This is a genomic window from Mesorhizobium album, from assembly GCF_033977205.1.
Lineage (GTDB): Bacteria > Pseudomonadota > Alphaproteobacteria > Rhizobiales > Rhizobiaceae > Mesorhizobium > Mesorhizobium album.
Map to the genome: position 1 here is coordinate 19,155 of NZ_JAVIIW010000033.1, position 25,505 is coordinate 44,659.

The following is a 25,505-nucleotide window of genomic DNA, read 5'->3' on the forward strand; positions in this document are numbered from 1 at the left end:
TTGGCGGCACGGAATGGTCGCTGAATAGCCCAATTTGGCCACCGCGGGATGCCCGCGCGGAAACGCCGCTTAGCGAGGGAAGTGTGCAAGAGTCAGCACCTACAACGCATTTGCAGGTGCGAAGAAGCAATTTTCGTGTTCCTCCGTCGGATGCAAGCAGATGTGGAAGTTGTCATCGCCCGACGGAATGACCACGTCGTACGGCACGAAATAGCGGTTCTGATGAGTGACCTTCCGATGATCGCCTGGCCGCAGGACGACCACGTATCCATCCGGCCTCGGCGTCACCGTCATGCTTGGAATCTTTTGGCATTCGCCGCTGGCTTGGTCGCCATGGCAACAGGCCGGCGGGTAGGTCCAGCCGCTGTCGGCCATGTGCGCATACGCAGCACCATCCTCCAGCGCCGCAGTCGTGACGATCACGGCTGTCAGGCCGATCATGTATCGTGTTCCGACCGCATGCACCGAATGGTGCTCAAGCGGCGGCTGATGGTCGTCGAAGCAGTTTTACACTGTTAGCGTTTGCTAATATAGTGCGGCAATCGGGTGGGCACACGCTCGCGGATGCAGATAGTGAATCGATCATCGGATGCAGTCTCCGAGGGACGCTTCGCTTCGGACTGGTCGAAGGGAATACTCAAACTTCTCAATCACCGTGTCGGCCGAGGGAGGGCAGATGCGTGAACTGATTGGAAGCGTGCTTATCTGCTTGAGCACTCTCACAACCGCCCAGGCCGGTCCGCTTCACGCGGCGGCCAAGAGCGGCGACCTCAATGCCATCACGGCGGCGCTCGACGCCGGCGCCGATATCGAGGAGCAGGAGAAGGGAGCCACGCCTCTCTTCCTCGCGGTCCGTAGCGGCCACCCTGAAGCGGCGGAACTGCTGATCAAGCGCGGGGCCGATGTCAACAAGGAGTCGGCGCTCGGCCGGCCGATGACCGTTGCCGTTCTGAAGAACGACCCCGACATGATCCGGCTGCTGCTGGCGCATGGCGCGGACGCCAACGCGAATACCAGGGGCGAGCCGATACTGACCCTTGCGGTCGCCAATGGCTGCCTCGACTGTGTGAAGGTGCTGGTCGAGGCCGGCGCCGACGTCAACGCCATCTGGATCCAAGGTGATCCCAACGAGCGGCCGGGCATCATCACGGCCTATCATCTTGCCAAACACGACGACCATCCCGACATCGCAGCCTACCTGCTGGCCCATGGCGTCGTCATCCTGAAGCCGGCGCCGATTTCCGCCAGGCTGGCGAACGGCGACCCGGCCAAGGGCGCGGCGTTCTTTGCCGCCACCTGCTCCCCCTGCCATGTCGTGCGGCCGAAGGATAATTCCACCATTGGGCCGAACCTGTGGAACGTCGTCGGACGCGACAAGGCCTCCACAAAGTTCGAGCGCTACTCCAAGACCCTGCTGGCCTGGGAGGGGACCTGGACATATGAGGACCTCAACATCTTCCTTGCCGGTCCCACGCTCACCACGCCCGGCGTGAACATGGACTTCCGCGGCGTGCCCGATGAAGCCGACCGGCTCAACGTGATCGCCTATCTCAGAACGCTCGCCAACGCGCCGGTTCCGCTGCCCTGAGAGCGTCCTCCGGAATCGAACCCGGTGGTGATAGCGTAGTAGGGGTTCTGAGCACCTCGAACTGGAACCGAAGGTAACGCTCTGGACTCACCAGGGATCAGCCAGCCTGAGACTACTATGTCCGCGAGATTGCCTAGCAGCTATACGCCTTCGACAATATCTCGAGGCTTGCTCCTAGGCTGGAGCGAACTCGTCATCGCGGTCACGGCCCGGTGTCCTCCGGATAAGGCCTTCGCAGTCCGCCGACATGTCTTTGCTCGGCGTAGCACGGCTACGAACGACCCTTCACGCGTGAGGCGGCAGTCTCACTGTGGTTTTCAAGAAAGCGGGACAATTCCCTCGAACGCCGCATAGACCGAGGTTCGCAGCCAACGGTCCATGCTGCGGGCAAGACCGGCGTCGCCGCTCAGGAAAAGTCCGCCTCTTTCTATCTCGCGCTCGACGCTGGAACGGCCCTCGATGATGGCCCCAAGCGAAACAACTCCGGTCTCGACGTAAAGGTCGACGTCCCGGCCGGGATCGAGCGAGCATAACTCGGGCAATTCCGCGCCTGGCTCGACCACAAGCCAGTAATGGGGATACTTCGGTGGGGGATCGTCGCGGAAATGGAAGCGGATGACGGCGCGCCGCCGCGGCAGTTCGGCGAGGTCGATCTTTCGCCGCACGCCCCACATGATGGTCGAAGCATCCGCACCGCTGAGCGCGATCTCCGCCTCGATGTTGCATTGCGCCCATTCCGCCAGCGCGTTCATCGCCGGCTCGAGGTTGATCGCCTTCTTGGTGCGGAAATAGTCGACGGTGCCCTTCGCCTTGTCCTCGATGCGCTCGACCAGGCCCAACGCTTCCATCTCCTTGAGCCGCCTCGACAAGAGGGCGGACGAGATGTTGCCCAGCCCCTTGCGAATGTCGTTGAAACGGGTCGAGCCGTTCCAGAGCTCAGTCAGGATTTGGATCGTCCAGCGCGGTTCCAGGATCTCGCAGGCGCACGCGATAGGGCAGATCAGTCCGTAAGGCCGTCCCGGCATGACTGAACTCTCCTTTGCCGCAAGTTAGACCCTGTGGAGGTCCAGGGCCAGTTCACAATCTGAAGCGGAACGCTTCCGAAGCTGCCCTAGCGACTGCCCACCTTCCACCGTCATGGTGATCGTCATTCGGGCATCCCCAACCAACGGAGGTTACCATGACCGGGCATAACATGACGCAAACGACGCTAGGCCGGACCGCACTGCGCGTGCCGGGTACTTTTCGTGGCCGGCCGCTCGAACGTCTGCTGGCCCTTGTCCGTGAATGGCGGACCCGCCGCGACATAGAGCGCTCGCTCGGCAACCTGTCCAACTTCCATCTGCGCGACGTTTGCTTGACCAAGGCTGACGTCGATGCGGCTTGCGCCGACAGCTTCGATCGATCCGCTTCTCACGCGCTCAATAGTGCGGCGCAGAACCGGATGGGAAATTGGTGAGAAGGGAATGCTGGCATGCGCGGCGCGCGCCTTAAATCCCCTTTTCGTTCGCGCCACGATGACCGGAACGCCCGGTACCTGCCCCATGTGCGGCCTCGGTGCCTGCGGCTGCGTGGCAGTGGGCACCGAAACACTGATCGACGCGTTCGTACCGGCGCAATAAACGCGGCCCAGAAAGAGGCGTTGTTGTTTGTCGCCAATCACTACCACTATCCGGAAGACAGCCAGATCAAGGACACGCTCTTCCGCAACGGTAGTTAGGATTGCTCCCGATTGACGGAAGGGCTTGGGGCCAAGTCTCAGGCTTGAAAATGGTCGGAGTGGCCGGATTCGAACCTAATCCGGATTCCAAGTGTCCAGTGAGTGTGTAGATTGGCTAGCTCGGCATGAAAGGACGTCCTGGCGGGGGGCTGTCGTGTCGACTCGGAACATCGCCGACTGCGACTTCTCCCGACAACTCCACCCCTTGCCGGAAAGTTCCGGGCGCAATGCCGCGACGGGCAGCGTAGGGCAAGGAAGGGCAAGAGAGGGGCCGCTCGTCGACTCCTCAAACGGTCTCATCCACATCAGCGAGATTGTCGCCCTCGGCCGCAACGGCCTCTCGCGCATGATGACGTCGTATATGCTGAGCAATGGAGCGATCGTAAATTTGGGCGGCGTCTTCGAGATGTCATACCAACGGTCCCAGGTGCTGACTCTTTCGTGATTTTGGCGACCGCGCGCGCCATGATTCCCTGATGCCGAAGGAGATTCGGCGATGGGATCAGCGGTGGAATTGCGGACGGACTATTCGGCGGGCGAGCTTCGCCGACTAGCCCGGGTTTCGAAGGATGTGCGGCAGGGCAGCCGGCTCTTGTCGATCGCGGCGGTCCTGGACGGGATGAGCCGAGCCGATGCGGCCCGGATCGGCGGGATGGATCGGCAGACGCTGCGCGACTGGGTGCACCGTTTCAATACTGCAGGGCCTGATGGTCTTCTCGATCAATGGTCACCAGGACCGCCGTCGCGGCTGTCGCCCGTGCAGCAGGCTGAACTTGCCGTTATCGTGGAGACCGGCCCGGACCGTGCCGCCGATGGCGTCGTGCGCTGGCGGCGCATTGACCTGAAGCGTGTCATCAGGGAGCGCTTCGGTGGACTACGACGCGCGCTATGTCGGGAAACTGCTGCACAAGCTCGGCTTCTCGCATATCAGCGCCCGCCCGCAGCATCCGGCGCAGGACGCCCATATTGTCGAGGCGTTCAAAAAAACTGGCCGCGCACGCTGAAGGCGCATCTTTGCGACCTGCCGCCGCGCACGAAGGTGGAGCTTTGGTTCCAGGACGAGGCCCGCATCGGCCAGAAGAATGGGACCGTGCGGCAATGGGCGCGTCGTGGAACGCGGCCCCGTCAGCCGGCCGATCAGCGCTACAAGAGCGCCTACCTGTTCGGCGCAATCTGCCCGGCGCGCGGCGCAGGCGCCGCTCTGGCTCTGCCCTTCGCCGACACTGAGGCCATGCAACTCCATATCGACGAAATCAGCCGGCATGTCGAAAAGGGCGCGCATGCCGTGCTCATCATGGATCGCGCCGGATGGCACACTACCGCCAATCTCAGGATGCCGGAAAACATCACGCCGATCTTCCTGCCGTCGCGCGCGCCGGGGCTGAACCCGGTCGAGAACGTCTGGCAATATCTGCGCCAAAACTGGATCTCGAACCGCGTCTTCGATGATTACGAAGCCATCATCGACGCCGCCTCCGAGGCCTGGCAGAAGCTCATCGCCGCGCCCGAAACCATCACATCAATCGGAACGCGTGAGTGGGCGCACGTCGGTCAAACCCTATGACTCTTGGTATAAGGCCGCAGCTTGAGACCTAGGGCTCACGCCTTACGAATTCATCTACAAGGTATTGGCTTCCCAGTCCGAACGCTCAAACTCAATGCGTTCCTGCAAATGCCGGGACTGAACTTCTAGTCGTTTGACATTGAGCGAGCCGTGTCGAGAAATGCGCGCACGAGCTTGCCGCCGCTGCGCTCGCGCAGGCAAATCAATGCTTCGTCCATGAGCGTCTCGGGAGCTTCGATTGAGATAGGCACAAGCCGCGTATCGTGGCCGAATTCGGCCGCCGAAACGAAACCGACGCCGGCGCCAGAGGCAACGATCTCCCGAACGGCCTCGCGGCCTTCGGCCTCGATCGCGGGCTTGAGCTCGATATTCAAGGCCGCGGCGAGATCCTCCAGCTTCTTGCGTGTCTTCGAGCCGCGCTCCCGCGTGACAAGCGGTTCCTGCGCAAGTTGTTGGAGCGTCAGCGACTTCCTGGACGCCAGCGGGTGGTCGCCGGAGACGAAGGCGATGATGGGCGTCGAGTTAAGTTTGAGCATTTCGAAATCGCGGCCGGTCGGCACTTCGCCAAGCACGCCGATATCGGCCTCGTAGCTGTAGAGGCTGCTGATCACGGTTTCGGTGTTGCCGGAGCGTACGGAGACCTGCACGCCCGGGTAGCGGGCGCGAAAGGCGCCGAGAATATGCAGAAGGTGGTGCGCGGCGTCGGCCACGATCCGCAACGTGCCAGAGCGAAGCGCGCGCGATTCCGTCAGCAGTTCGAGCGCCTGCTGCTCGGTTTCGAACATGCGGTGCGTTATCTCGAGCAACCTCTTGCCCTGCGCCGTCAGGGTCACCTGCTTTTTGTTCCGGTTGAACAGGAGCACGTCATATTCTTCCTCGAGCTTGCGCACCTGATCCGAGATCGCGGGTTGGGTGAGGAACAGCGCTTCGGCCGCGCGCGAAAAGCCCCCCGAAATCGCGACCTGATGAAATGCTCTCAGCTGCACGTAACGCATTCGCCTGGCTCCCTTGGCCACCGCCTGGTCGGCAAATTAGCATAGCCACAGCTGATATAAAGATAGAAACGAACGATTTGATTTATGGCCAGTTAGCCTTCACCTTTGATCGAGAGCCAGCCTGGGTTGGCTGCGAGCTCGGAGCCAACCATGCAATTTTCCATGATCCTGCTGCATCTCTCCGGTACCGTCATGCTGCTGCTTTGGGCAGTCCGCATGGTGCGCACAGGCGTCGAGCGAGCCGGCGGCCCGGCACTGCGCGATGTGCTGCGGCGGGCACGTAGCGGACGGCTTCAGTCGGCGGCGGCCGGGACCGCGCTTGCCGTGCTGCTGCAAAGCTCGACAGCGGTTGCGGTCCTTGCCTCAGGGTTCGCCGCAAGCGGCATCATTCCGGTTTCGGTAGGGCTGGCGATCCTGCTTGGCGCCGACCTTGGTTCGGCCCTGGTCGTAAAGCTGCTTTCGTTCGATCTGAGCTGGCTGGTGCCGCTCCTGATCCTGATCGGCGGCGTGCTGTTCCTCAAATTCGAAGCGCGCTCCGTCAGGCAGGCCGGGCGTATCCTCATCGGCATCGCCTTCGTGCTTCTGTCGCTTCACATGATCGGCGAGGCGACGGCGCCGATGCGGCAAAGCACGCTGCTGCCGGTCATGATCTCCTATCTGCGCGGTGACTTCCTCACCGCTTTTGCGGCAGCCGCGCTGTTTACCTGGCTCATCCATTCCAGCGTCGCCGCGATGCTTCTGTTCGTCACGCTTGCCGCGCAGGGCGTGGTGCCGATCGACGTCGGGCTGTCGCTTGTGCTCGGCGCCAATCTGGGCGGCGGGTTCATCGCGTTCTGGCTAACGCGCGGGCAGCAGGCCGTGGAGGCGCGTCGCATTCCCCTCGGCAATATCCTCTTCCGCGCGACGGCGGCGCTTGCAGCGCTGTTTGCGCTTCAGCTTGTCCCGTTCCCGGTTGATCTGTTCGGCCCGACCGAGGGGCGGCAGCTGGTCAATCTGCATCTGGTCTTCAATCTGGCACTTGTCGTTGTCTGTCTGCCCTTCACCGGCGCCATGGAAAGACTGGTCGCGCTGCTTGTCACCGATGCGCCCGAGACGAAAGCCGCGGCGGCGGATGGCCCCGTGGCGGCGCGGGCAAGCGCGCTCGACCGCACCGTGATGCGCACGCCGAGCCTTGCTCTGGCCAGCGCAACGCGCGAGCTGCTGCGCATGGGCGAAGTCGTCGAGCTAATGTTGCGCCCGGTCATGGATTTCTTCGAGGCCGGCACGCCTGAGCGCATCCGGCAGGTGCAGAAGCTCGACGACGAGGTGAACCGAGCCCACACCGACATCAAGCTCTACTTAGCCGAGGTCAACCGCGGCACCATGACGCCGGCCGAGGCGCGGCGCGGCATCGAGCTCACCGATTTCGCCATCAGCCTCGAGCGGGCAGGGGATATCGTTGCCAAGAATCTGCTGGTGCTCGCGCAGGAGACCGTCGCGAAGAAACTGCGCTTTTCGCGCGACGGGTGGAACGAGCTTGTCGGGCTTCACGATCGTGTCATGGCGAACATGCAACTTGCCCTGAATGTCCTGGTGTCGAGCGATCTCGATTCGGCGCGCCAACTGGTCGTCGAGAAGGAGCGGATGCGCAAGCTGGAACGCCTGAGCCATGACCGGCATTTGCGGCGCCTGCAATCGGGCACACCTGAAACCATTGAGACGAGCGACATCCATCTAGAGGCTGTTCGGGCGCTGAAGGAAATCAATTCGTTGCTGGCTTCAGTCGCTTATCCGCTGCTCAGCGAGAGCGGTGACTTGCTCGAAAGCCGGCTGGCGCAGGGCGGTCGCGCGCAAGAGAAAATGGCTCACTTGCCGGCGTAGCGAAGATGCTGCGGCAGTCGGAATAGCATCAATTAAATCTATACATCGATACAAAATAGCGATTTTACAAATAGATCGCTAAAGCCAACAATGGCGTCATATCGAAAATGTCAGTGATCGAGGTGGAGGGCAGCATGCTCGCTGAGACGAAATTTGCGGCATCCAGGCCGCTGGACGGGCCGGCGATGGGAGAGCCCTACCTGCTGACGCCGGGGCCGCTCACGACCTCGTATTCCGTCAAGCAGGCGATGCTTCGCGACTGGGGCTCCTGGGATGGCGATTTCCGCGCCATGACGGCCGAGATGCGCCGCCGGCTGCTGGCGCTCACCGGCGACAGCCGCGGCGAATTCGACTGTGTGCCGATGCAGGGCAGCGGCACCTTCTGCGTCGAGGCCATGCTCGGCTCCTTCGTGCCGAAGGACGGCAAGGTGCTGGTGCTTGCCAATGGAGCCTATGGGCTGCGTGCGGCGCAGACCATGCAGTATATCGGCCGCGCTTACACGCTGATCGACAAAGGCGACTACCTACCGCCGCGTGGCGAAGAGGTCGCGGCGGCGCTCAAGGCCGACCCCGCCATCACCCACGTCATCGCCATTCATTGCGAGACCAGTTCAGGCATCCTGAACCCAATCGCCGAGATATCGGAAGCCGTCTATGCCAGCGGCCGCAAGCTTCTGATCGACTCCATGAGCGCGTTCGGTGCGATCCCGCTCGACGTCAACGAGATCCGCTACGAGGCGATGGTGTCATCCGCCAACAAGTGCATCGAGGGCGTGCCGGGCTTCGGCTTCGTCATCGCCCGCAAGAGCGAGCTGGAAGCCGCGAAGGGCCGCAGCCACTCGCTGTCGCTCGACGTCCATGCGCAATGGGCGCACATGAACAAGACCGGACAGTGGCGCTACACGCCCCCGACGCACGTCGTCGCGGCCTTCCTCGAGGCGCTGCGCCAGCACGAGGCGGAGGGCGGCATCGCCGGCCGCGGCGCCCGCTACACGCTGAACCGCGACGTCATGGTGGCCGGCATGCGCGAGCTCGGTTTCGAGACGCTGCTGAAGGACCGCTGGCTGTCGCCGATCATCGTCACCTTCTTCAATCCGGCGCACGCCAACTTCGCCTTCGACAGGTTCTACCACCTGATGAAGGCAAAGGGCTTCATCATTTATCCGGGCAAACTGACGGTCGTCGATTCCTTCCGCATCGGCTGCATCGGCCAGATGGACGAGCACGTCATGCGCCGGGTCGTCGAAGCCGCAGCCCAGTCGCTGAGCGAAATGGGCGTCGACACCGCCGCCCCGTCCCCCGCCGCTATCGCCGAGCGCGCCAAGCTCGCCGCCTAAAGGTCTTTTGAGGATTTTCCGATGAACCAGATGTCTCCCGTCAACGTCACGGCCAACGGCCGCAGCTACGCCTGGCCGCGCGTGCCGGCCATCGCTATCTGTCTCGACGGCTGCGAGCCGGCCTATCTGGACGAAGCCATTCGCGCCGGGCTGATGCCGGCGCTGGAGAGGATCAAGAAGAAGGGCACGGCGCGGTTCGCCCATTCGGTCATCCCGAGCTTCACCAATCCCAACAATCTGTCCATCGCCACGGGGCGGCCACCTGCCGTGCACGGCATTTGCGGCAACTACCTCTACAACCCGGAGACGGGCGAGGAGGTGATGATGAACGATCCGAAGTTCCTGCGCGCGCCGACGATCTTCAAGCAGTTCTACGACGCCGGCGCCAAGGTGGCGGTGGTGACGGCCAAGGACAAGCTCAGGGCGCTGCTCGGCCACGGCCTTGCCTATGACGACGGCCGCGCTGTCTGCTTCTCCTCGGAAAAGTCGGACACCACGACCAAGGCCGCCAACGGCATCGACAATGCGTCCAACTGGCTCGGCCGGCCGGTGCCGGAAGTCTATTCGGCCGAGCTATCGGAGTTCGCCTTTGCCGCCGGCGTCAAGCTCTTGAAGGAGTTCCGGCCGGACGTGATGTACCTTACCACCACCGACTACGTGCAGCACAAATACGCGCCGGGGGTGAAGGAGGCGAACGCGTTCTACAAGATGTTCGACAGGTATCTTGCCGAACTTGATGCGCTGGGCGCCGCGATCGTGGTCACCGCCGATCACGGCATGAAGCCAAAGCACCACGCCGACGGCTCGCCCAATGTCGTCTATGTCCAGGATCTTCTGGATGAATGGCTGGGCAAGGACGCAGCCAGAGTGATCCTGCCGATCACCGACCCCTACGTCGTGCATCACGGGGCGCTCGGCTCCTTCGCCACCGCCTATCTTCCGAAAGGCGCCGATCGCGAGGCGATCATGGCGAAGCTCCGCCAGGTCGAGGACATCACCCTGGTGCTTGGACGTGAAGAGGGCTGCGCCCGCTTCGAACTGCCGGAGGACCGGATGGGCGACATCATCCTGATCTCCGGCGAGAACAAGACGATCGGCACCTCCGAGCACCGGCACAATCTGGCGGCGCTAGACGAGCCGCTGCGTTCGCATGGCGGCCTGACGGAGCAGACCGTGCCGTTTATCGTTAACCGCGTGCTGCCGGACCTGCCCAACGAGCCGGCGCTTCGCAACTTCGACGCCTTCTACTACGCCACTATGGCGGCGGCGCAGGCTTGAGCTGAGCCTGATGTCGACCCTCACTCCACCTCGCTCCGCTCGGCACCACTCCACCCATCGACGGGGAAAGGAAGTCCGAAGAGCCGGAGTGGGGGTCATCCTCGGCTACAATGCGCCCACAGATCTGCCGGAGCAGAGCTCATGACCCAACTCGATCCCTCCATCAAAGTACGCCACGAGCCGATGCGCATCGCCGGCCGGAAGGTCGACGCCGAACGCAGGCTGGAGGTACGCTTCCCCTGGAACGACACGGTGATCGGAACCGTGCCGGCCGGTGGGGCCGAGCATGCCAGGGAAGCCTTCAAAATCGCCGCCAACTACCAGCCCAAGCTCACGCGTTACGAACGGCAGCGCATCCTGCTGAAGACGGCTGAGCTGCTCAACGGGCGCAAGGACGAGCTATCCGACCTCATCACGCTGGAACTTGGCATCTCAAAGCAGGATTCGCTCTACGAGGTCGGGCGCGCCTTCGACGTGTTCACGCTTGCCGGCCAACTGGCCATCCACGACGACGGCGAGATCTTCTCCTGCGACCTCACCCCGCACGGCAAGCAGCGGAAGATCTTCACCATCCGCGAGCCGCTGAGCGCTATCTCGGCGATCACGCCGTTCAACCATCCTCTCAACATGGTGTCGCACAAGGTGGCGCCGGCGATCGCCACCAACAATTGCGTTGTGGTCAAGCCGACCGAACTGACGCCGATCACGGCGCTGATGCTGGCCGACATCCTCTACGAAGCCGGCTTGCCGCCGGAAATGCTCTCCGTCGTCACCGGCTGGCCGGCCGACATCGGCGACGAGATGATCACCAACCCCAATATCGACCTGATCACCTTTACCGGCGGCGTGCCTGTCGGCAAGATGATCGCCTCCAAGGCCGGCTACAAGCGTCAGGTGCTGGAGCTCGGCGGCAACGATCCGCTGATCGTGCTCAACGATCTTTCCGACGAGGACCTGGCAAAGGCTGCTGATCTTGCCGTTGCCGGCGCCACGAAGAATTCCGGCCAGCGGTGCACCGCGGTCAAGCGCATCCTGGTGCAGGAGAAGGTTGCCGACCGTTTTGTGCCGATGGTTCTGGAGCGCGCGAAGGCGATCCGCTTCGGCGACCCGCGCGATCCGGCCACCCAGCTCGGCACCGTGGTGCACGAGAGGGCGGCCGCGCTGTTCGAGAAACGCGTCCACATGGCCGCTGAGCAGGGCGCGGAAGTGCTCTACGATCCTGGCCGCAAGGGTGCGTTGCTTCCTCCGATCGTCGTCGACCGCGTGCCGCACCAGTCCGAACTGGTGATGGAGGAAACCTTCGGCCCGATCGTGCCCATCGTGCGCGCGCCGGACGATGACGAGGCGCTCATCGCGCTCTCGAACTCGACTGCTTTCGGCCTGTCGTCCGGTGTCTGCACCAACGATTTCCGCCGCATGCAGAAATACATCACCGGCTTGAAGGTCGGCAGCGTCAACATCTGGGAAGTGCCGGGCTACCGCATCGAGATGAGCCCGTTCGGCGGCATCAAGGATTCCGGCAACGGCTACAAGGAAGGCGTGATCGAAGCGATGAAGAGCTACACCAACGTCAAGACATTCTCCTTGCCTTGGTAACGTACGGATGCGTCGCCGGGAGATTGTCTGCGCGTCGGCTTGCTTCCAGGCACAAACGTGCCGCAAACACCGGGATCCATAATGTCCACAAGAGCTTCCTTTCCCACTCAGGCCCGCGTCGTCATCATCGGCGGGGGCGTTATCGGCTGCTCGGTAGCCTATCATCTGACCAAGCTAGGGTGGTCGGACGTGGTCCTGGTGGAACAAGGACAATTGAGTGGCGGTACGACATGGCACGCCGCGGGCTTGGTCGGTCAGTTGCGCAGCCAGTCGAGCATGACCAGCCTGGTGCGCTACTCGACTGAACTCTACGGCAAACTGGAAGCCGAAACCGGCCTTGCCACCGGCTGGAAGAATTGCGGCTCGCTCAGCGTCGCGCGGACTGCCGACCGCATGACGGCGCTGAAACGAACCGCAGCATCGGCAAGAGCGCAAGGGGTCGAGGTCGAGGTAATCACCCCCGAGGAGGCTGGCAAGCTCTGGCCGCCGATGGCGACTGCCGATCTGGTTGGCGCGGTGTGGCTGCCGGGTGACGGCAAGGCCAATCCGACGGACCTCACGCAATCGCTGGCCAAGGGCGCGCGCATGGGCGGCGCCCATATCGTCGAGCGGGTGCGCGTGACGGGCATTTCGACGCTGAACAGGCGTATCACGGGCGTCCGGACCGACCGAGGGGATATCGCGGCGGAGGTCGTCGTGAACTGCGCGGGCCAATGGGCCCGGAAGATAGGCCAGATGTGCGGCGTGACCGTGCCGCTGCACTCGGCCGAGCACATGTACATCGTCACCGGCAAGATCGAGGGCGTACACCCCGACCTGCCGGTGCTGCGCGACCCCGACGGTTACACCTATTATAAGGAAGAAGTCGGCGGGCTGGTGATGGGCGGCTTCGAGCCGGAGGCGAAGCCATGGGGCATGAAGGGCATCCCCGACGATTTCGAATTTGCCCTGCTGCCCGACGATTGGGACCAGTTCGAAATCCTGATGGAGAACGCGATGGTTCGCGTTCCGGCACTGGCCGAGAGCGAGGTGAAAAAATTCTACAATGGTCCCGAGAGCTTTACGCCGGACAATAATTTCATGCTCGGGGAAGCGCCCGAACTGAAGAATTTCTATGTGGGCGCCGGCTTCAACTCGATGGGAATCGCAAGCGCGGGCGGTGCCGGTCGTGCCCTTGCCGAGTGGATCGTCAATGGCGAACCCACGCAGGATCTGTGGCCGGTGGATATTCGCCGCTTCGCCGCCTTCAACAACAATCAACGTTGGTTGCATGACCGGGTCAAGGAGACGCTGGGTCTTCACTATGCCATGCCCTGGCCCAACCGCGAGCTCGACCTAGCGCGGCCGCTCCGGCGTTCGCCCCTCTACGACCGGCTGAAAGCCAAGGGCGCCTGCTTCGGCTCCAAAATGGGATGGGAGCGGGCCAACTGGTTCGCCACGAGCAACGAGGCGGCCGTGACCCGGTATGCGTTTGACCGGCAGAACTGGCATGAGGCGGTGGGCCGTGAAATGAAGGCGGCCCGCGAAGGGGCTGCAATTTTCGATCAGACCTCCTTCGCCAAACTGCTGCTGCAGGGGCGCGATGCCTGCGCAGTTCTAAACCGCATCTGCGGTGCTCAGATCGACGTTGAAGTTGGCAGCAGCGTATATACTGGCGTCTTCAACAACCGTGGCGGCTATGAGAGCGATCTTACGGTGTTGCGATTGGGTGCCGAAAAATTCCTCATCATCACAGGCTCTGCACAGCCTGTTCGGGATTTCGATTGGATCAACAAGCAGATTCACCGCGACGCGCACGCAATGCTGACGGACGTCACCTCGGCTTATGCCGTGCTTGGGTTGATGGGGCCGAATTCGCGCGAAATTCTGTCGCGCCTGACCTCGGCCGATCTTTCGGATGCGGCGTTCCCCTTTGCCACCAACAGGGAGATCGACGTCGACTACGGCATTTGCCTGGCCAACCGCATGACCTATGTCGGTGAACTCGGTTGGGAGTTGATCATACCGACGGAATTCGCTGTCGGTGTCTATGAAGCTGCTGTCGAAGCAGGGCGGGATCTCGGGCTCGCGGATGCCGGCTATTACGCCCTCGAGGCGCTGCGGCTCGAGAAGGGTTACCGCGCCTGGAGCCGCGAACTCACTCCGGACATCAATCCATGGCAAGCAGGGCTGGGGTTCGCCGTTGACCTCGACAAGGCAGGCGGCTTCATCGGGCGCGACGCCATCGCCGCGGCAAAGGGCAAGCCGCTGCTCAAGCGCATCGTACAGTTCACTCTGGAAAGCGCTGAACCGATGCTGTGGGGCGGCGAACTGATCCTGCGCGACGGCAGGCCAACGGGTGAAGTACGCTCCGCCGCCTATGGCCACAGCCTCTGCCGGTCGGTCGCGCTCGGGCTGGTCGAAAGTGTCGACGGCGTCGACGCGGCATTTCTCCAGAGCGATCATTTCGAAATCGAACTGGCCGGAGTGCGGCACCGCGCGAAGGCACATCTCAAGGCCGCCTACGACCCGAAGGGTGAGAAGATCAGGCCGAGCGAACCGGCCGAGCGGGCCGCGTAGGGTTATAAGGAGGGTTGCGGTGGCCACGTACGATCTTGCCGTTGTCGGAGCCGGTATCATCGGGTTGGGCCATGCGCTCGCCGCTGCGGAGCGCGGCCTGCGTGTTGTGGTGATCGACCGCGACATCCAGGCGAACGGCGCTTCGATCCGGAATTTCGGGCTTGTGGTGGTCAGCGGTCAAGAGCCTGGCCTGTCGCGTCAGCGCGCCGAACGCTCCCGCGAGATATGGCTCGGCCTTTCGAAGCAGGCCGGCATAGACATACTGCATCGGGGCAAGCTTGTCGTGGCGCAGCGGCCGGAGGCGATGGCTGTCCTCGATGCATTCGCATCATCACCTGAGGCGGAAGGCTGTCGCGTGCTGACGGCAAGGGAGTCGGTGAATTTTCAGCCAGAGCTGGCGGCAAACAACATCGTTGGCGGCCTTTACAGCCCATGGGAACTCCGCATTGAATCGCGTGAGGCACTGCCATGGATAGGGTCGTTTCTGTCCGAATGCCATGGGGTTGAATTCCGGCGAGGGGTTGCCGTGAGCCGTATTTTGCCGCCGCTGCTCCAGACCGGCAGCGGCGACATTCGTGCAGACAAGATCGTGGTCTGCCCTGGAGACGATCATACGACGCTCTATCCTGATCGTGTCGCTGCCTACGAGACTCATCGCTGCAAGCTGCAGATGCTTCGGCTCGCCGACCCAGGCTTTCGGCTCAATCAGGCCCTTATCTCAGATCTAAGCCTGCTGCGTTACCAAGCATACGCCGCGCTGCCGGAAGCGCAGGCACTGCGTTCGAGACTTCAGATTGAATGCGGCGATGCCCTCGACAACGAGGTTCACCTCATTGTGGTCCAGAGCGCGGATGGATCGCTGGTGGTCGGCGACTCGCATCATTACGGGCACGTTCTCGACCCGTTTGGATTGGAGGACATCGATCAGATGATCCTGGGCGAGTTCCGAAAACTGTTCGGGCGGACACCGGACGTGCTGGCGCGGTGGACAGGCAGCTATTCCTCAGCGCGTGGCCATCCGGCCTTCATCGACGCGCCGCACGAGCACGTCAGGCTGGTCATGGTGACCAGCGGCACCGGTGCCAGCACCGGATTTGCGCTTGGCGAGGAAACGATCACAGAATTGTTCGGCTGACAGGTCGTTGTCGTGAAACAATTCTCCTGATGAAATCCATTGCGTCGGTCGGTTGCGTTATGAGGGAAATATGACGCTCGTCCATACCGAAGGCGAATCCAACAAGGCGGCGGCGCGCCAGGATTGGAGCGCCAGGCAAAGCGACGGACCGTCGCAGGAACTCCTGCGCCGCGACGCCGCGGCCTTTCTTCATCAAAGCCTTTCCAGCCCTTGTGTCTCGGCGATCGCCAAGGCTGAAGGCATCTGGATCGAGGACACTGCCGGGCGCCGCTACATGGATTTCCACGGCAACAGCGTCCATCATATCGGCTACGGCCATCCGCGCCTTAAGGAAGCGATCCGCCAGCAGATGGACGCGCTGCCGTTCGCGCCGCGCCGGTTCACCTGCGAGGCCGCGATCGAGCTCGCCGAGACGCTTGGCGCGCAGGCGCCGGGAGACCTTGGCAAGGTGCTGTTCACGACGGGCGGGTCCGACGCGATCGAGGTGGCGCTGAAGCTGGCGCGCGCAGCCACGGGCCGGTTCAAGACGCTGTCGTTCTGGGATGCCTTCCACGGCGCCGGCTTCGGCGCTGCAAGCGTCGGCGGCGAGGCGACGTTCCGCTCGGGCATCGCGGGGCCGCTCCTGCCCGGCACCGAACATGTTGCGCCCTGGGCGCCGCACAACTGCCCCTATGGCACCAATTCGCTGGAGGATTCGGCGCGTGCCTGCGCCAGCATGATCTCCTATGTGCTCGGACGCGAGGGCGACTTCGCCGCCTTCGTCGCCGAGCCGATGCGGGCAACGCCGCTGGTGCCCGCGCCGGGCTTCTGGAAGGCGGTGCGCGAAGCCTGCGACCGGCATGGAACGCTGCTGATCTTCGACGAGATACCGACCGGTCTCGGCAAGACCGGAAAATTCTTCGCCTCCGAGCATGACGGCGTCACGCCCGACATGATCGTGCTCGGCAAGTCGCTCGGTGGCGGCATCCTGCCCATAGCCTCTGTGATCGCGCGGCGCGACCTCGACGTCGCCGGCGACTATGCGATCGGTCACTACACGCACGAGAAGAACCCCGTCACCGCGCGTGCCGCGCTGACCACCATTGCCATTGTACGCGAGGAAGGCCTTGTCGAGCGCTCGGCCGAGCTTGGCGCCCATGCGCTCGCCCGCATGAACGACCTCATGCAACGCTCGCCATTCGTCGGCGACGTCAGGGGCAGGGGGCTGATGTTCGGCGTCGAAATGGTCGAGGGCAAGGCTGACCGCACTCCCGCGCGCGCGCTTGCCGAGAAGATCTACTACCGGTGTCTCGATGAGGGGCTGAGCTTCAAGATCAGCCAGGGCAATGTGCTGACGCTTTCGCCGCCGCTGGTGATTTCGCGCGCCGATCTCGATCATGCGCTCGACATCGTCGAAGCCGCCGTGCTCGCGGCCTGAAACGCGGGAGCCGATTGCGGAAATGAAGGCCGTTCGCACCGACCGGGAGCTTGAATGTCCGGGCATCGACGCGGGCCTCAGGGCACGCGGGGTCGAACTGGTGACGCTGCCCGACGGCATCCCGGAAGCCGACCTCATCGTGGCCGTCGCTGACGCCGATCTCTTGCTGATGTGCTACACGCCGATCACCGCGCGCGTCATCGAGGCGGCGCGAAAGCTCAAGGGCATCGTCAAATATGGCGTCGGCATCGATGCCATCGACATCCAGGCGGCGATGCGGCTCGGCATCCCCGTGGTCAATGTCCCCGATTATGCCGAAGCGACGGTCGCCGAAGGAGCCTTCGCCCTGATGATCGCTCTGGCGAAACGGCTGCCGGCGATCACGGCGGCAGTTTTGCGGGATGGCTGGGTCTGGCCGGAGCAGCGTTGGCTGGGGCGCGACATTTCCGGCGCCACGCTCGGGCTCGTCGGCTGCGGCAGGATCGGCCGCAGCATGGCCCGCATGGCCGGGCAGGGATTTCGCGCGCGCGTGCTCGGATTCGATCCGAATGTCGACACCGCCGCGATGCGGCAGGCGGGCATCGAAAAGCAAGACAATCTCCACGACATGCTTCGCGCCTGCGATTTCGTGTCGATACATTGCGTGCTCAACGACGCCACCCGAGGCCTGATTGGCAGAGCCGAGCTTGCCTGCATGAGGCCGTCCGCCATCCTGATCAATGTTTCGCGCGGCGCGCTCATCGATGAAGCGGCGCTGGTCGAGGCTGTGGTCGAAAAACGCATCGGCGGGGTCGGCCTCGATGTCTATTCGCAGGAGCCGCTATTGACGTCAGGCCATGCAATGAGCGCTCTGTTCGGTCGCGACAACGTCATTCTCTTTCCGCACCTCACCTTCTTCACGGTCGAGGCCTTGCGCCGGCTCGAGGACGAAACGCTCACCCGCTGCTTCGAAATTCTCGATGGCAGGCCGGTGACGATCCGCTCGGTGGATCCGAGACTGCGCGCGCAGCGTGCCGGCGTCGTGTTCGGCTGATCTGGCCGGGTCCTCCCTAACAGCTTTTTCCAACAGGCATTCCGCCTGCCGCCCGAAATGCGGCCGCGAGGCGGCCGCGACAGTTTCGTGACAAACATCAGAGAAACCTTGGTCTTTATAAAATAAATAGATTTTACTTATCGATCGCCAATCCTCAAAATCTTGGAAAGTGGACGTCTAGCCGACTCGATCGAGGTTGGAGACCCGAGGGCTGGCCGGCCAAAGTGCATCGCAGAATGTGGCTTCCATCAAAAGGGGAACTGATCATGAAATCACGAAACGCAACCGTTATCGCGGCCTTCGCCGCGCTGCTTTCCGCATCTGCGGCCCTCGTTGGGCCGGCGATGGCCGAGGGTGTCGTCACCATCTATTCGGCCGACGGCCTGCATGACGGCAATGGCAGCTGGTATGAGACCGAGTTCGCCGCGTTCACCAAGGCGACCGGCATCAAGGTGCAGTATATCGAGGGCGGTTCCGGTGGTGTCGTCGAGCGCGTCGCCAAGGAGAAGTCGAACCCGCAGGCCGACGTGCTGGTCACGCTGCCCCCGTTCATTCAGCGTGCCGCGGAAGATGGGCTGCTGCAGGACTACAAACCCGAGGCAGCTGCGCAGATCGATGGCGGTACCGACAAGTACCGGCCGCTGGTCAACAACTACATGAACTTCATCTACAACAGTGCCGCGCTTTCGGAAGCGCCGAAGAGCTACAACGATCTGCTTGATCCCAAGTTCAAGCATAAGATCCAATATTCGACGCCCGGCCAGGCCGGCGACGGCACGGCTGTGATGCTGCAGATCATCCACGCTTTCGGCGGCGAGGATGCCGGCTTCGAATTCATGAAGAAATTGCAGGACAACAATGTCGGGCCCTCGGCTTCCACCGGCAAGCTGACCGCGCTGGTCAACAAGGGTGAGCTGCATGTCGCGAACGGCGACCTGCAGATGAACATGTCGCAGATGGCCGACAATCCGAACATCAAGGTGTTCTGGCCCGCGGGTCCGGACGGCACCCGCTCCACCTTCGCCCTGCCTTACGAGATCGGCCTGGTGACCGGTGCACCGAACGGCGACAACGGCAAGAAGCTGATCGATTTCCTGCTGTCCAAGGAGGCCCAGTCGACGGTAAGCTCGGTTGCCCTCGGCATGCCGGCCCGCAACGACGTGAAGCCGGACGACGCCAACTTCTCCAAGCTGCAGGAGGCGATGAAGGGCGTGACGGTCTGGTCTCCGAATTGGGATGAGGCGCTGAAGAAGCTGCCCGACTATGTCAAGAAGTGGAACGAAGCGACTGGAAGTTGATCCCCTGGTGTCCAGAACCGGAGGACCAGCCATGTCGGTGCCCGCTATCATGGGGAGCAATGTTGTGGATGTCGACGCCGCGAAAATTCGCGGCGCCGGCTCCAATGTCCACTTCGACAAGGTCAGCGTCGCCTATGGCGCGCTTGTCGTCCTGCATCCGCTGACGCTCGACATCGCTCCAGGCGAGATCCTGGCGATGATCGGCCCCTCGGGCTCCGGCAAGACGACGGCTCTGCGGGCGGTTGCCGGTTTCGTCAAACCGGCAAGCGGGCGCATCCGCATCGGTACCACTGATGTCACCGATCTTCCGCCCTATGAGCGCGGGCTCGGCATGGTGGTGCAGAACTATGCCTTGTTTCCGCATATGCGCGTCGAGGACAACGTCGCCTTCGGCCTGAGGGCACAGCGCGCCGACAAAGCGCTCATTGCCGAACGCGTCAAGGACGCGCTCGCCACGGTCGGCATGTCGGGCTTTTCCCGGCGTTATCCGCGCGAGCTTTCGGGGGGCCAGCAGCAGCGCGTCGCGATCGCGCGGGCGCTGGCGGTGCGGCCGCGCGTGCTTCTGCTCGACGAGCCGCTTTCGGCGCTCGACGCGCAAATAAGGCGCAACATGGTCGAGGAAATAGCCAAGCTGCATCGCGACCTGCCGGGGCTGACAGTCCTTTACGTGACCCACGACCAGACCGAAGCGCTGACGCTTGCCGACAAGATCGCCATCATGCGTGACGGCCGGGTTTCCTCGCACGGACCGACGGTTGATCTCTACCGCAGGCCACCGAACCGCTTTACGGCGGAGTTCCTTGGCCGCGCCAACCTTTTGCCGGTGACAGTCTCCGAGGCGGCAGGGCCGAAAGGGCTCGCCAAAGCGAGGCTCGGCGATGTCGTGCTTGCCGGCGCGGCACGCGGCGAGAAACCTGGGGAGAAGAGCCTGCTTTGCATCCGGCCGCAGCATCTCAGCCTCACAGGCGACGAGGAACATTCGAACAGGATCGTCGGCACGCTCAAGGAAGTCCACTGGCAGGGCGAACTCACCCATCTCGTGCTCGATGTGGGCGGCACGCCAGTGCGCGTCTCGGCAACCAGGCTGCCGGTGTCCTTGCCGGAGCGCGGCACCGCGATGCCTCTCTTCTTCACGCCCGGCGATACGTCTCTCGTTCCGGAAGACGCCCGTGTCTGAGGCGGCCGTTCTTTCGAAACCGGCGGCCAGGAAGGTGCCCGGCAGCATCTGGATCGTGCCGCCGGCGGCGCTGCTGGCGCTGCTGTTTTTCTATCCCCTGGCGCTGATTGCCCGGCAGGCCTTTCTCGACGACAGCGGCGTCGCCAACATCGCCGAGTTCGTGCGCGTGCTCCATGCGCGCTTCTTTCTCAATGCGCTCCTCAACACGGTTACGATCTCGGTCGCGGCAACCGCCGGATGCCTGATCGTCGGCCTGATGCTGGGCCTGATCCTCGCCTTCGTGCCGTTTCCGGGCAGCGGCGTCATCGCCCGGCTGATCGACACATTTATCGCCTTGCCGACATTCCTGGTGACGCTCGCCTTCACCTTCCTCTACGGCTCGGCCGGCATGCTCAACAGCGGGCTGATGGAAGCCTTCTCGCTGCCGACGCCGCCCGTCGATTTCCTCTATTCGACATGGGGTGTGGTGCTGGCCGAAGTCACCGTCTACACACCCTTCATCCTGCGGCCGCTGCTGGCAGCCTTCTCGCTCGTCGATCGCGGCCAGATAGAAGCCGCCAGCGTGCTCGGCGCGCGTCCTTTCCGGATCGTGCGCCAGGTGATTCTGCCGGCGGCTGTTCCGGCGCTGATTGCCGGCGGCAGCCTCTGCCTGCTTTTGACCGTGAACGAATTCGGCATCGTGCTGTTCATCGGCGCCAAGGGCGTCATCACCTTGCCGCTGCTGATCTACAGCAAGGCCATCCAGGAGTCCGCCTATCAGGTCGCCTGCATCATCGCGCTGGTCAACATCGTGCTGTCGCTGGGACTGTTTGGACTTTACCGGCTCGCCGCAGGCCGGCTCGGAGTGTAGCCATGCTGGTCTGGTCGAAATCCGGTCGCATCGCCATCTGGGCGATCTTCGCGCTGCTGTTCGGTGTGCTGTTCCTGGCACCTCTGGCCGTCATCCTACTCTCCAGCCTTGCCGGCCAGTGGAACAGTGTGCTGCCCAGCAGCCTGACGCTGGAGCATTACAGCGACGTCGTCCAGGGTTCGGCCGGCGACTCCGTGAAGGCCAGCTTTATCACCGGCATTGCCGCCAGCGCGCTGGCCCTGGTCAGCGGCGCCTGGGCGGCGCTTGCGCTGCGTGTGCAAGGCGCCACGCTGGCGCGACTGCTCGGCCTTTTGTTCTTCATCCCAAGTGCCGTGCCTTCCGTGTCGGTCGGTCTTGGATTGCTCGTTGCCTTCAGCAATCCACCGCTGCTTCTCAACGGCACCGTTGCCATCGTCATGGTCGCGCATTTCGTGCTGATTTCGGCCTTCACCTTCGGCAATGTGTCGGCGGGTCTGGCGCGGCTGTCGCCGGACTTCGAGCAGGTCGCCTCCAGCCTCGGCGCCAGGTCCGCCTATCGGCTCTGGCATGTCACGCTGCCGCTGCTTGCGCCCTATCTCGCCGCGGCATTTGGCCTGAGCTTCGCGCTCTCCATGGGCGAACTGGGCGCGACGGTGATGGTCTATCCGCCTGGCTGGGTGACGCTTCCGGTGTCGATCTTCTCGCTGACCGATCGCGGCGACATCTTCGCGGGAGCGGCGCTCACCATGATTTTGGTCGCGGCGACCCTGGTCCTCTTGCTTGGACTCGAACGCGTCACCCGGCGCGCGACGGGATCGTAGGTCTCCCGCGGCCTGCACGCATCTGGACGGCATAGGACTTCTCGCCTATCGGCAAGCGCTTCGCGCCGCGTCTGCCCAACCTCAAGGATCGGAGGTTCCACACATTCGGGAAAGGCGATGCCTACCCGCCGCTGACGAGCCACATTGGCGCCCCGATCAACACCGCGTTGATCCTCGACCACTGGGACGACCTGCTGCATCTGGCGGCATCGGTCACAACCCGCTCCGTCATCCCCTCGACGATCCTGAAGAAGCTGTCGGCGTGTCCGAAGGAGAGCCAACTGACCAGAGCGCTGCGGGAACTTGGCCGGCTCGAACTATGCGACCCAGAAGCTGGAAGGCAAGAAGCTGGCCGTGATCGGCTACGGTATTGTCGGCCGTGAGCTTGCCAAACTCGCTCATGTGACTTGACCTCGCTTGGCTGGACGCTCACCCACATGCTGAACGCGCTTTCGCATTGGACGGAGGCGAACATCGAGGCCGTTCATGCCGCCCAGCGCAGATACGACCACATCGGCTAGCCCGCTTATCTCAGTGCGCCACGATGGCGCGTATCACCAGTGGAGGGAGGTTCCACCCAGATAGTAGTCGATAGGTCTGGTAGCTGACGAGAGGCTCGGTCGGGTAACTGGCCGGGTCGAAGCCTCGTGACAAAGGCCGCCTAGGGCGGTTGAGCAATCCGATGGGCCGTAACGCGAGTGAAGCCTGAGCAGGCCTCGAAAGTGATGATGCGGATGCCGACCCGCCTGAGATTCGGGGGAGGCCGCGTGAACGGGGAAGCAATCGACATGTGCACCCGTTTGATCCGCCGGGGCAGTGGGCACGGCACGTTGGAAGGGTGATGCGGGTATGCCTCGGGGTGGAGACGATCGCGGAGTATCTGCAAGGCCATTCCGGCCTTCATTTTACATTGGGCCTCGTCGAAATGCCGATCTACCAGCTGGCAGACGGGGCGCGGATCGTCGTGCCGCGTGTTCTCGCGAAGACGCAGACAATTGTGAGGAGCGTTATCGCGCTTCCGGATGGCCTCGCTCTGTCCGAGGACGAGGAAGAGGAATCTTCTGATTCAGTCGAGTCACCGGAAAGAAGAGCCGGGCGGGAGCGCGATAACGCCATCAGGCAGAGCTTCTGGCAAGATTTCCCGTCGGGGACGACCCCGACCAGATGCGCCCTCCAGCCGCGCTTGGCAGCCATATCGTCTTCAAATTCGGAGCACCCGGTGGCTCGAGTTGGTTGACGGTCTACCGTGACATGCGCGCCAACCGCGTCGGTCTGGACCTTTCCTCTAATCGCAACTCGGTGGGTGAACGGGCGTCGAAAGCGCTGGCCTCTGAGGCAGAGGAGTTGGCTGCTGAACTAGGTCCAGACGTGACGATCGATTTTGCCGGGGACAGACCAGTCATTGCCCAGGACTTCACCGTGCAGGATCTCGAGAAGCCAGAAGACCGCGCACGGGCGCTCAACTGGCTTCAGGAGCGGACGAACGCGTTTATAAACGCACTTCGGCCGCGCATCTGATCGGCGCTTCGCGATTTGGTGGAGGAATGAACTAGCATTGTCATGGATATGCCGCCGACATTCCAATCTAGAACCGCGCGTAGCGTTCTGGCGGCTGTGGTATGAGGAGGCCGTGGCAGGCGCAGGGTTCGCCGACTGGCAATGCGGCCGCAGTCTCCAGGGCGATGATCGATGTGACTTGCGAAAGCCGTTCGAGCGCGCCGGCCTCTAGGAGCGTGCCGCTGTCCCGGTTGAGATAGTCGTTCACCGTAGCGGTCACAAAGGCGCAAGGGGTGAAGCAGGCGCCGATCTCGCGCGAAAGGGTCGCCTCGGGCGCGATGGAGTGGTTGATAAAATCGGCACCAAGCGTGCGGAACATGATGGCCTCCGCCGGAGTGGTCAGGCGCGGCCCATAGACATGGCCAGCGACCAGCCCTTGTTCGATACCATGAACGCGCCCCTCCGCCGGCCAGAGTCGGCCGGCCGTGCCGGCCAGGATCGCGGCGCAGGTGCCGCAGATGATCTGCTTGCCGCTGGCGTCGAATCTTTGGCGTCCCGGCAGCAGGGAATAGGGCGTTTGGGTTGGTTCGATGATATCGGCAGCAATGACCAGATCGCCCTTCCGGATCGCACGGTTGACCGAGCCCACCGTCGAGCAGGCGATCACCCGCTTGACGCGGGCCTCGCGCAGCACCCAAAAGGCACGGCGGTGGCAAGCATGGTCGACTTCGTCCCGCAGATTGCCGTGAGAATACATGCATAGCGCACGACGCGGCCGCCCATCGCTGGTGATCGAGCTGTCGAACGCGAGGAGCTTCCAATTTTCCGTACGCCCATAGGGCGTGTCGAAGGCAATGTCCCGGGCCAGAACCTCCACGCCGGCTACGGGCACGTCCTCGGGAAATGCGAGTCCCCAGCTTGCCGAGCCGGTGATGAGGGCCAGCTCGACGGATGGGATGGGCTCTGAGGCAGAGCTGTGAGTGGTCATTCGAATGTTCCTGTCGGATCTAAGGCTTCTGGCGCGCGGCGACGACGAGGACGACGGAAATGACGAGTCCGGTCCATAGCGTCGAGATCGCGGCAATGGTCGGGTCTATCTGGTCGCGCAGCGAAATGAACATCAGCTTCGGCAGCGTGGTGTTCGCGCCGCCCGAAACGAAGATCGAAATGACGGCTTCATCAAGCGAGCTCAGGAATGCCATCAGCGCCGCCGAGACCAGCGAGATGGTCATCTGCGGCAGCATGATGCCGATAATCCCGCCACCCCAGCCGGCACCAAGGCTGCGCGCGGCCTGAAGCTGCACCCAGTCAAACCTGCGCACGGAGGGATAAAGCACGATGACGGCAACCGGTATGGCCAGGACGATATGCCCGAGGAGGACGCCGCCGAGGGTCCCGAGCAGCCGGAGCTTCGCCAGGACGAAGAACAGACCGATAGCCAGGAGGATGCCGGGAACCACGGAGGGCATCACCGCGAAGGTGTAGATCCCGCGGGCGACCCTCCCACCCAGCCGGTCCATCGCGACGCAGGCCAGGAATGCGGCGGGCACCGACACGACGGCCGTCAGCCCGGCGAGGATCAGGCTCGTGCGCAATGCGGCCATCCAGTCGGTCGAGCCGAAGAAACTCGAATACCAGCGCAACGAAAAAGTGCGCGGCGGAAATTCCAACATCTCGGATGCAGAGAACGAGATCGGCACCACGATCAACGTTGGCAGAATGAGGAATGCCAGCACCAGCGCACCGAATGACCACAGCAAAACACGTGCAAGCCGGTTTTCGGGGTAGGGGTCCAGCATCG

Annotated in this window: 21 protein-coding genes and 1 pseudogene; 16 read left to right on the top strand and 6 right to left on the bottom strand. The window is 63.0% G+C overall.

Annotation, left to right across the window (positions count from 1 at the left end; genetic code table 11):
* Positions 1 to 99: 99 nt before the first annotated feature.
* Positions 100 to 441, bottom strand: coding sequence for a hypothetical protein (locus tag RFN28_RS24155; protein WP_320289724.1), 342 nt, complete (start codon positions 439 to 441; stop codon positions 100 to 102).
* 268 nt (positions 442 to 709) lie between these two features.
* On the opposite strand from RFN28_RS24155, the gene RFN28_RS24160 reads away from it, so the two are divergent.
* Positions 710 to 1,588 carry an ankyrin repeat domain-containing protein gene (locus tag RFN28_RS24160; protein ID WP_320289725.1) on the top strand — a complete coding sequence of 293 codons (879 nt, stop codon included), beginning with the start codon at positions 710 to 712 and terminating at the stop codon, positions 1,586 to 1,588.
* 317 nt (positions 1,589 to 1,905) lie between these two features.
* On the opposite strand, the gene RFN28_RS24165 is transcribed toward RFN28_RS24160, so the two are convergent.
* The gene (locus tag RFN28_RS24165) at positions 1,906 to 2,613 is read right to left on the bottom strand and encodes a winged helix-turn-helix transcriptional regulator (RefSeq protein ID WP_320289726.1); all 708 of its coding nucleotides are present in this window, start codon (positions 2,611 to 2,613) and stop codon (positions 1,906 to 1,908) included.
* Positions 2,614 to 2,798: 185 nt separating this feature from the next.
* Positions 2,799 to 3,251: a hypothetical protein gene (locus RFN28_RS24170; protein ID WP_320289727.1), complete on the bottom strand. Its 453-nt coding sequence runs from the start codon at positions 3,249 to 3,251 to the stop codon at positions 2,799 to 2,801.
* A gap of 649 nt (positions 3,252 to 3,900) precedes the next feature.
* Here RFN28_RS24170 and RFN28_RS24175 point away from each other — a divergent pair.
* A complete protein-coding gene (locus RFN28_RS24175; RefSeq protein ID WP_320289728.1) occupies positions 3,901 to 4,872 on the top strand; it encodes an IS630 family transposase in 972 nt (323 codons plus the stop codon).
* A gap of 125 nt (positions 4,873 to 4,997) precedes the next feature.
* On the opposite strand, the gene RFN28_RS24180 is transcribed toward RFN28_RS24175, so the two are convergent.
* Positions 4,998 to 5,867 carry a LysR substrate-binding domain-containing protein gene (locus RFN28_RS24180; protein WP_320289729.1) on the bottom strand — a complete coding sequence of 290 codons (870 nt, stop codon included), beginning with the start codon at positions 5,865 to 5,867 and terminating at the stop codon, positions 4,998 to 5,000.
* Between the two features lie 150 nt (positions 5,868 to 6,017).
* Between RFN28_RS24180 and RFN28_RS24185 the strand changes: the two genes are divergently transcribed.
* The 14 genes and pseudogenes from RFN28_RS24185 to RFN28_RS24250 all read left to right on the top strand — a co-directional run bounded on the left by RFN28_RS24185 (position 6,018) and on the right by RFN28_RS24250 (position 23,725).
* Positions 6,018 to 7,727: a Na/Pi cotransporter family protein gene (locus tag RFN28_RS24185; protein WP_320289730.1), complete on the top strand. Its 1,710-nt coding sequence runs from the start codon at positions 6,018 to 6,020 to the stop codon at positions 7,725 to 7,727.
* Positions 7,728 to 7,861: 134 nt separating this feature from the next.
* A complete protein-coding gene (locus tag RFN28_RS24190; RefSeq protein WP_320289731.1) occupies positions 7,862 to 9,064 on the top strand; it encodes a 2-aminoethylphosphonate--pyruvate transaminase in 1,203 nt (400 codons plus the stop codon).
* 21 nt (positions 9,065 to 9,085) lie between these two features.
* Complete coding sequence (gene phnA / locus RFN28_RS24195) at positions 9,086 to 10,342, top strand: phosphonoacetate hydrolase (protein ID WP_320289732.1); 1,257 nt, start codon at positions 9,086 to 9,088, stop codon at positions 10,340 to 10,342.
* Positions 10,343 to 10,483: 141 nt separating this feature from the next.
* Positions 10,484 to 11,938, top strand: a complete 1,455-nt coding sequence (phnY, locus tag RFN28_RS24200; protein ID WP_320289733.1) for a phosphonoacetaldehyde dehydrogenase — start codon at positions 10,484 to 10,486, stop codon at positions 11,936 to 11,938.
* Between the two features lie 81 nt (positions 11,939 to 12,019).
* Complete coding sequence (locus tag RFN28_RS24205; protein WP_320289770.1) at positions 12,020 to 14,497, top strand: GcvT family protein; 2,478 nt, start codon at positions 12,020 to 12,022, stop codon at positions 14,495 to 14,497.
* A 19-nt stretch (positions 14,498 to 14,516) separates the two neighbouring features.
* Entirely contained in the window at positions 14,517 to 15,632 is a 1,116-nt protein-coding gene (locus RFN28_RS24210; protein ID WP_320289734.1) for a TIGR03364 family FAD-dependent oxidoreductase, read from the top strand.
* Between the two features lie 70 nt (positions 15,633 to 15,702).
* Complete coding sequence (gene pbfA, locus RFN28_RS24215; RefSeq protein ID WP_320289735.1) at positions 15,703 to 17,049, top strand: (R)-1-hydroxy-2-aminoethylphosphonate ammonia-lyase; 1,347 nt, start codon at positions 15,703 to 15,705, stop codon at positions 17,047 to 17,049.
* A gap of 22 nt (positions 17,050 to 17,071) precedes the next feature.
* On the top strand, positions 17,072 to 18,082 hold the full coding sequence (locus tag RFN28_RS24220; RefSeq protein ID WP_320289736.1) for a C-terminal binding protein: 1,011 nt from the start codon (positions 17,072 to 17,074) through the stop codon (positions 18,080 to 18,082).
* 266 nt (positions 18,083 to 18,348) lie between these two features.
* Positions 18,349 to 19,380: a 2-aminoethylphosphonate ABC transporter substrate-binding protein gene (locus tag RFN28_RS24225; RefSeq protein WP_320289737.1), complete on the top strand. Its 1,032-nt coding sequence runs from the start codon at positions 18,349 to 18,351 to the stop codon at positions 19,378 to 19,380.
* Between the two features lie 31 nt (positions 19,381 to 19,411).
* Entirely contained in the window at positions 19,412 to 20,557 is a 1,146-nt protein-coding gene (locus tag RFN28_RS24230; protein ID WP_320289738.1) for an ABC transporter ATP-binding protein, read from the top strand.
* Complete coding sequence (locus RFN28_RS24235; RefSeq protein WP_320289739.1) at positions 20,550 to 21,407, top strand: 2-aminoethylphosphonate ABC transporter permease subunit; 858 nt, start codon at positions 20,550 to 20,552, stop codon at positions 21,405 to 21,407. The genes RFN28_RS24230 and RFN28_RS24235 overlap by 8 nt, the downstream gene beginning before the upstream one ends.
* 2 nt (positions 21,408 to 21,409) lie before the next feature.
* Entirely contained in the window at positions 21,410 to 22,207 is a 798-nt protein-coding gene (locus RFN28_RS24240) for an ABC transporter permease subunit (protein WP_320289740.1), read from the top strand.
* A 38-nt stretch (positions 22,208 to 22,245) separates the two neighbouring features.
* A pseudogene (locus tag RFN28_RS24245) lies at positions 22,246 to 22,524 on the top strand (Tn3 family transposase); the annotation flags it as partial.
* 916 nt (positions 22,525 to 23,440) lie between these two features.
* On the top strand, positions 23,441 to 23,725 hold the full coding sequence (locus RFN28_RS24250; protein ID WP_320289741.1) for a hypothetical protein: 285 nt from the start codon (positions 23,441 to 23,443) through the stop codon (positions 23,723 to 23,725).
* 67 nt (positions 23,726 to 23,792) lie between these two features.
* Here RFN28_RS24250 and RFN28_RS24255 read toward each other — a convergent pair whose 3' ends face one another.
* Together RFN28_RS24255 and RFN28_RS24260 are read right to left on the bottom strand one after the other, a co-directional pair.
* Positions 23,793 to 24,692 carry a phosphorylase family protein gene (locus RFN28_RS24255; protein ID WP_320289742.1) on the bottom strand — a complete coding sequence of 300 codons (900 nt, stop codon included), beginning with the start codon at positions 24,690 to 24,692 and terminating at the stop codon, positions 23,793 to 23,795.
* A gap of 19 nt (positions 24,693 to 24,711) precedes the next feature.
* Positions 24,712 to 25,503, bottom strand: a complete 792-nt coding sequence (locus RFN28_RS24260) for an ABC transporter permease (protein WP_320289743.1) — start codon at positions 25,501 to 25,503, stop codon at positions 24,712 to 24,714.
* Positions 25,504 to 25,505 lie beyond the last annotated feature (2 nt).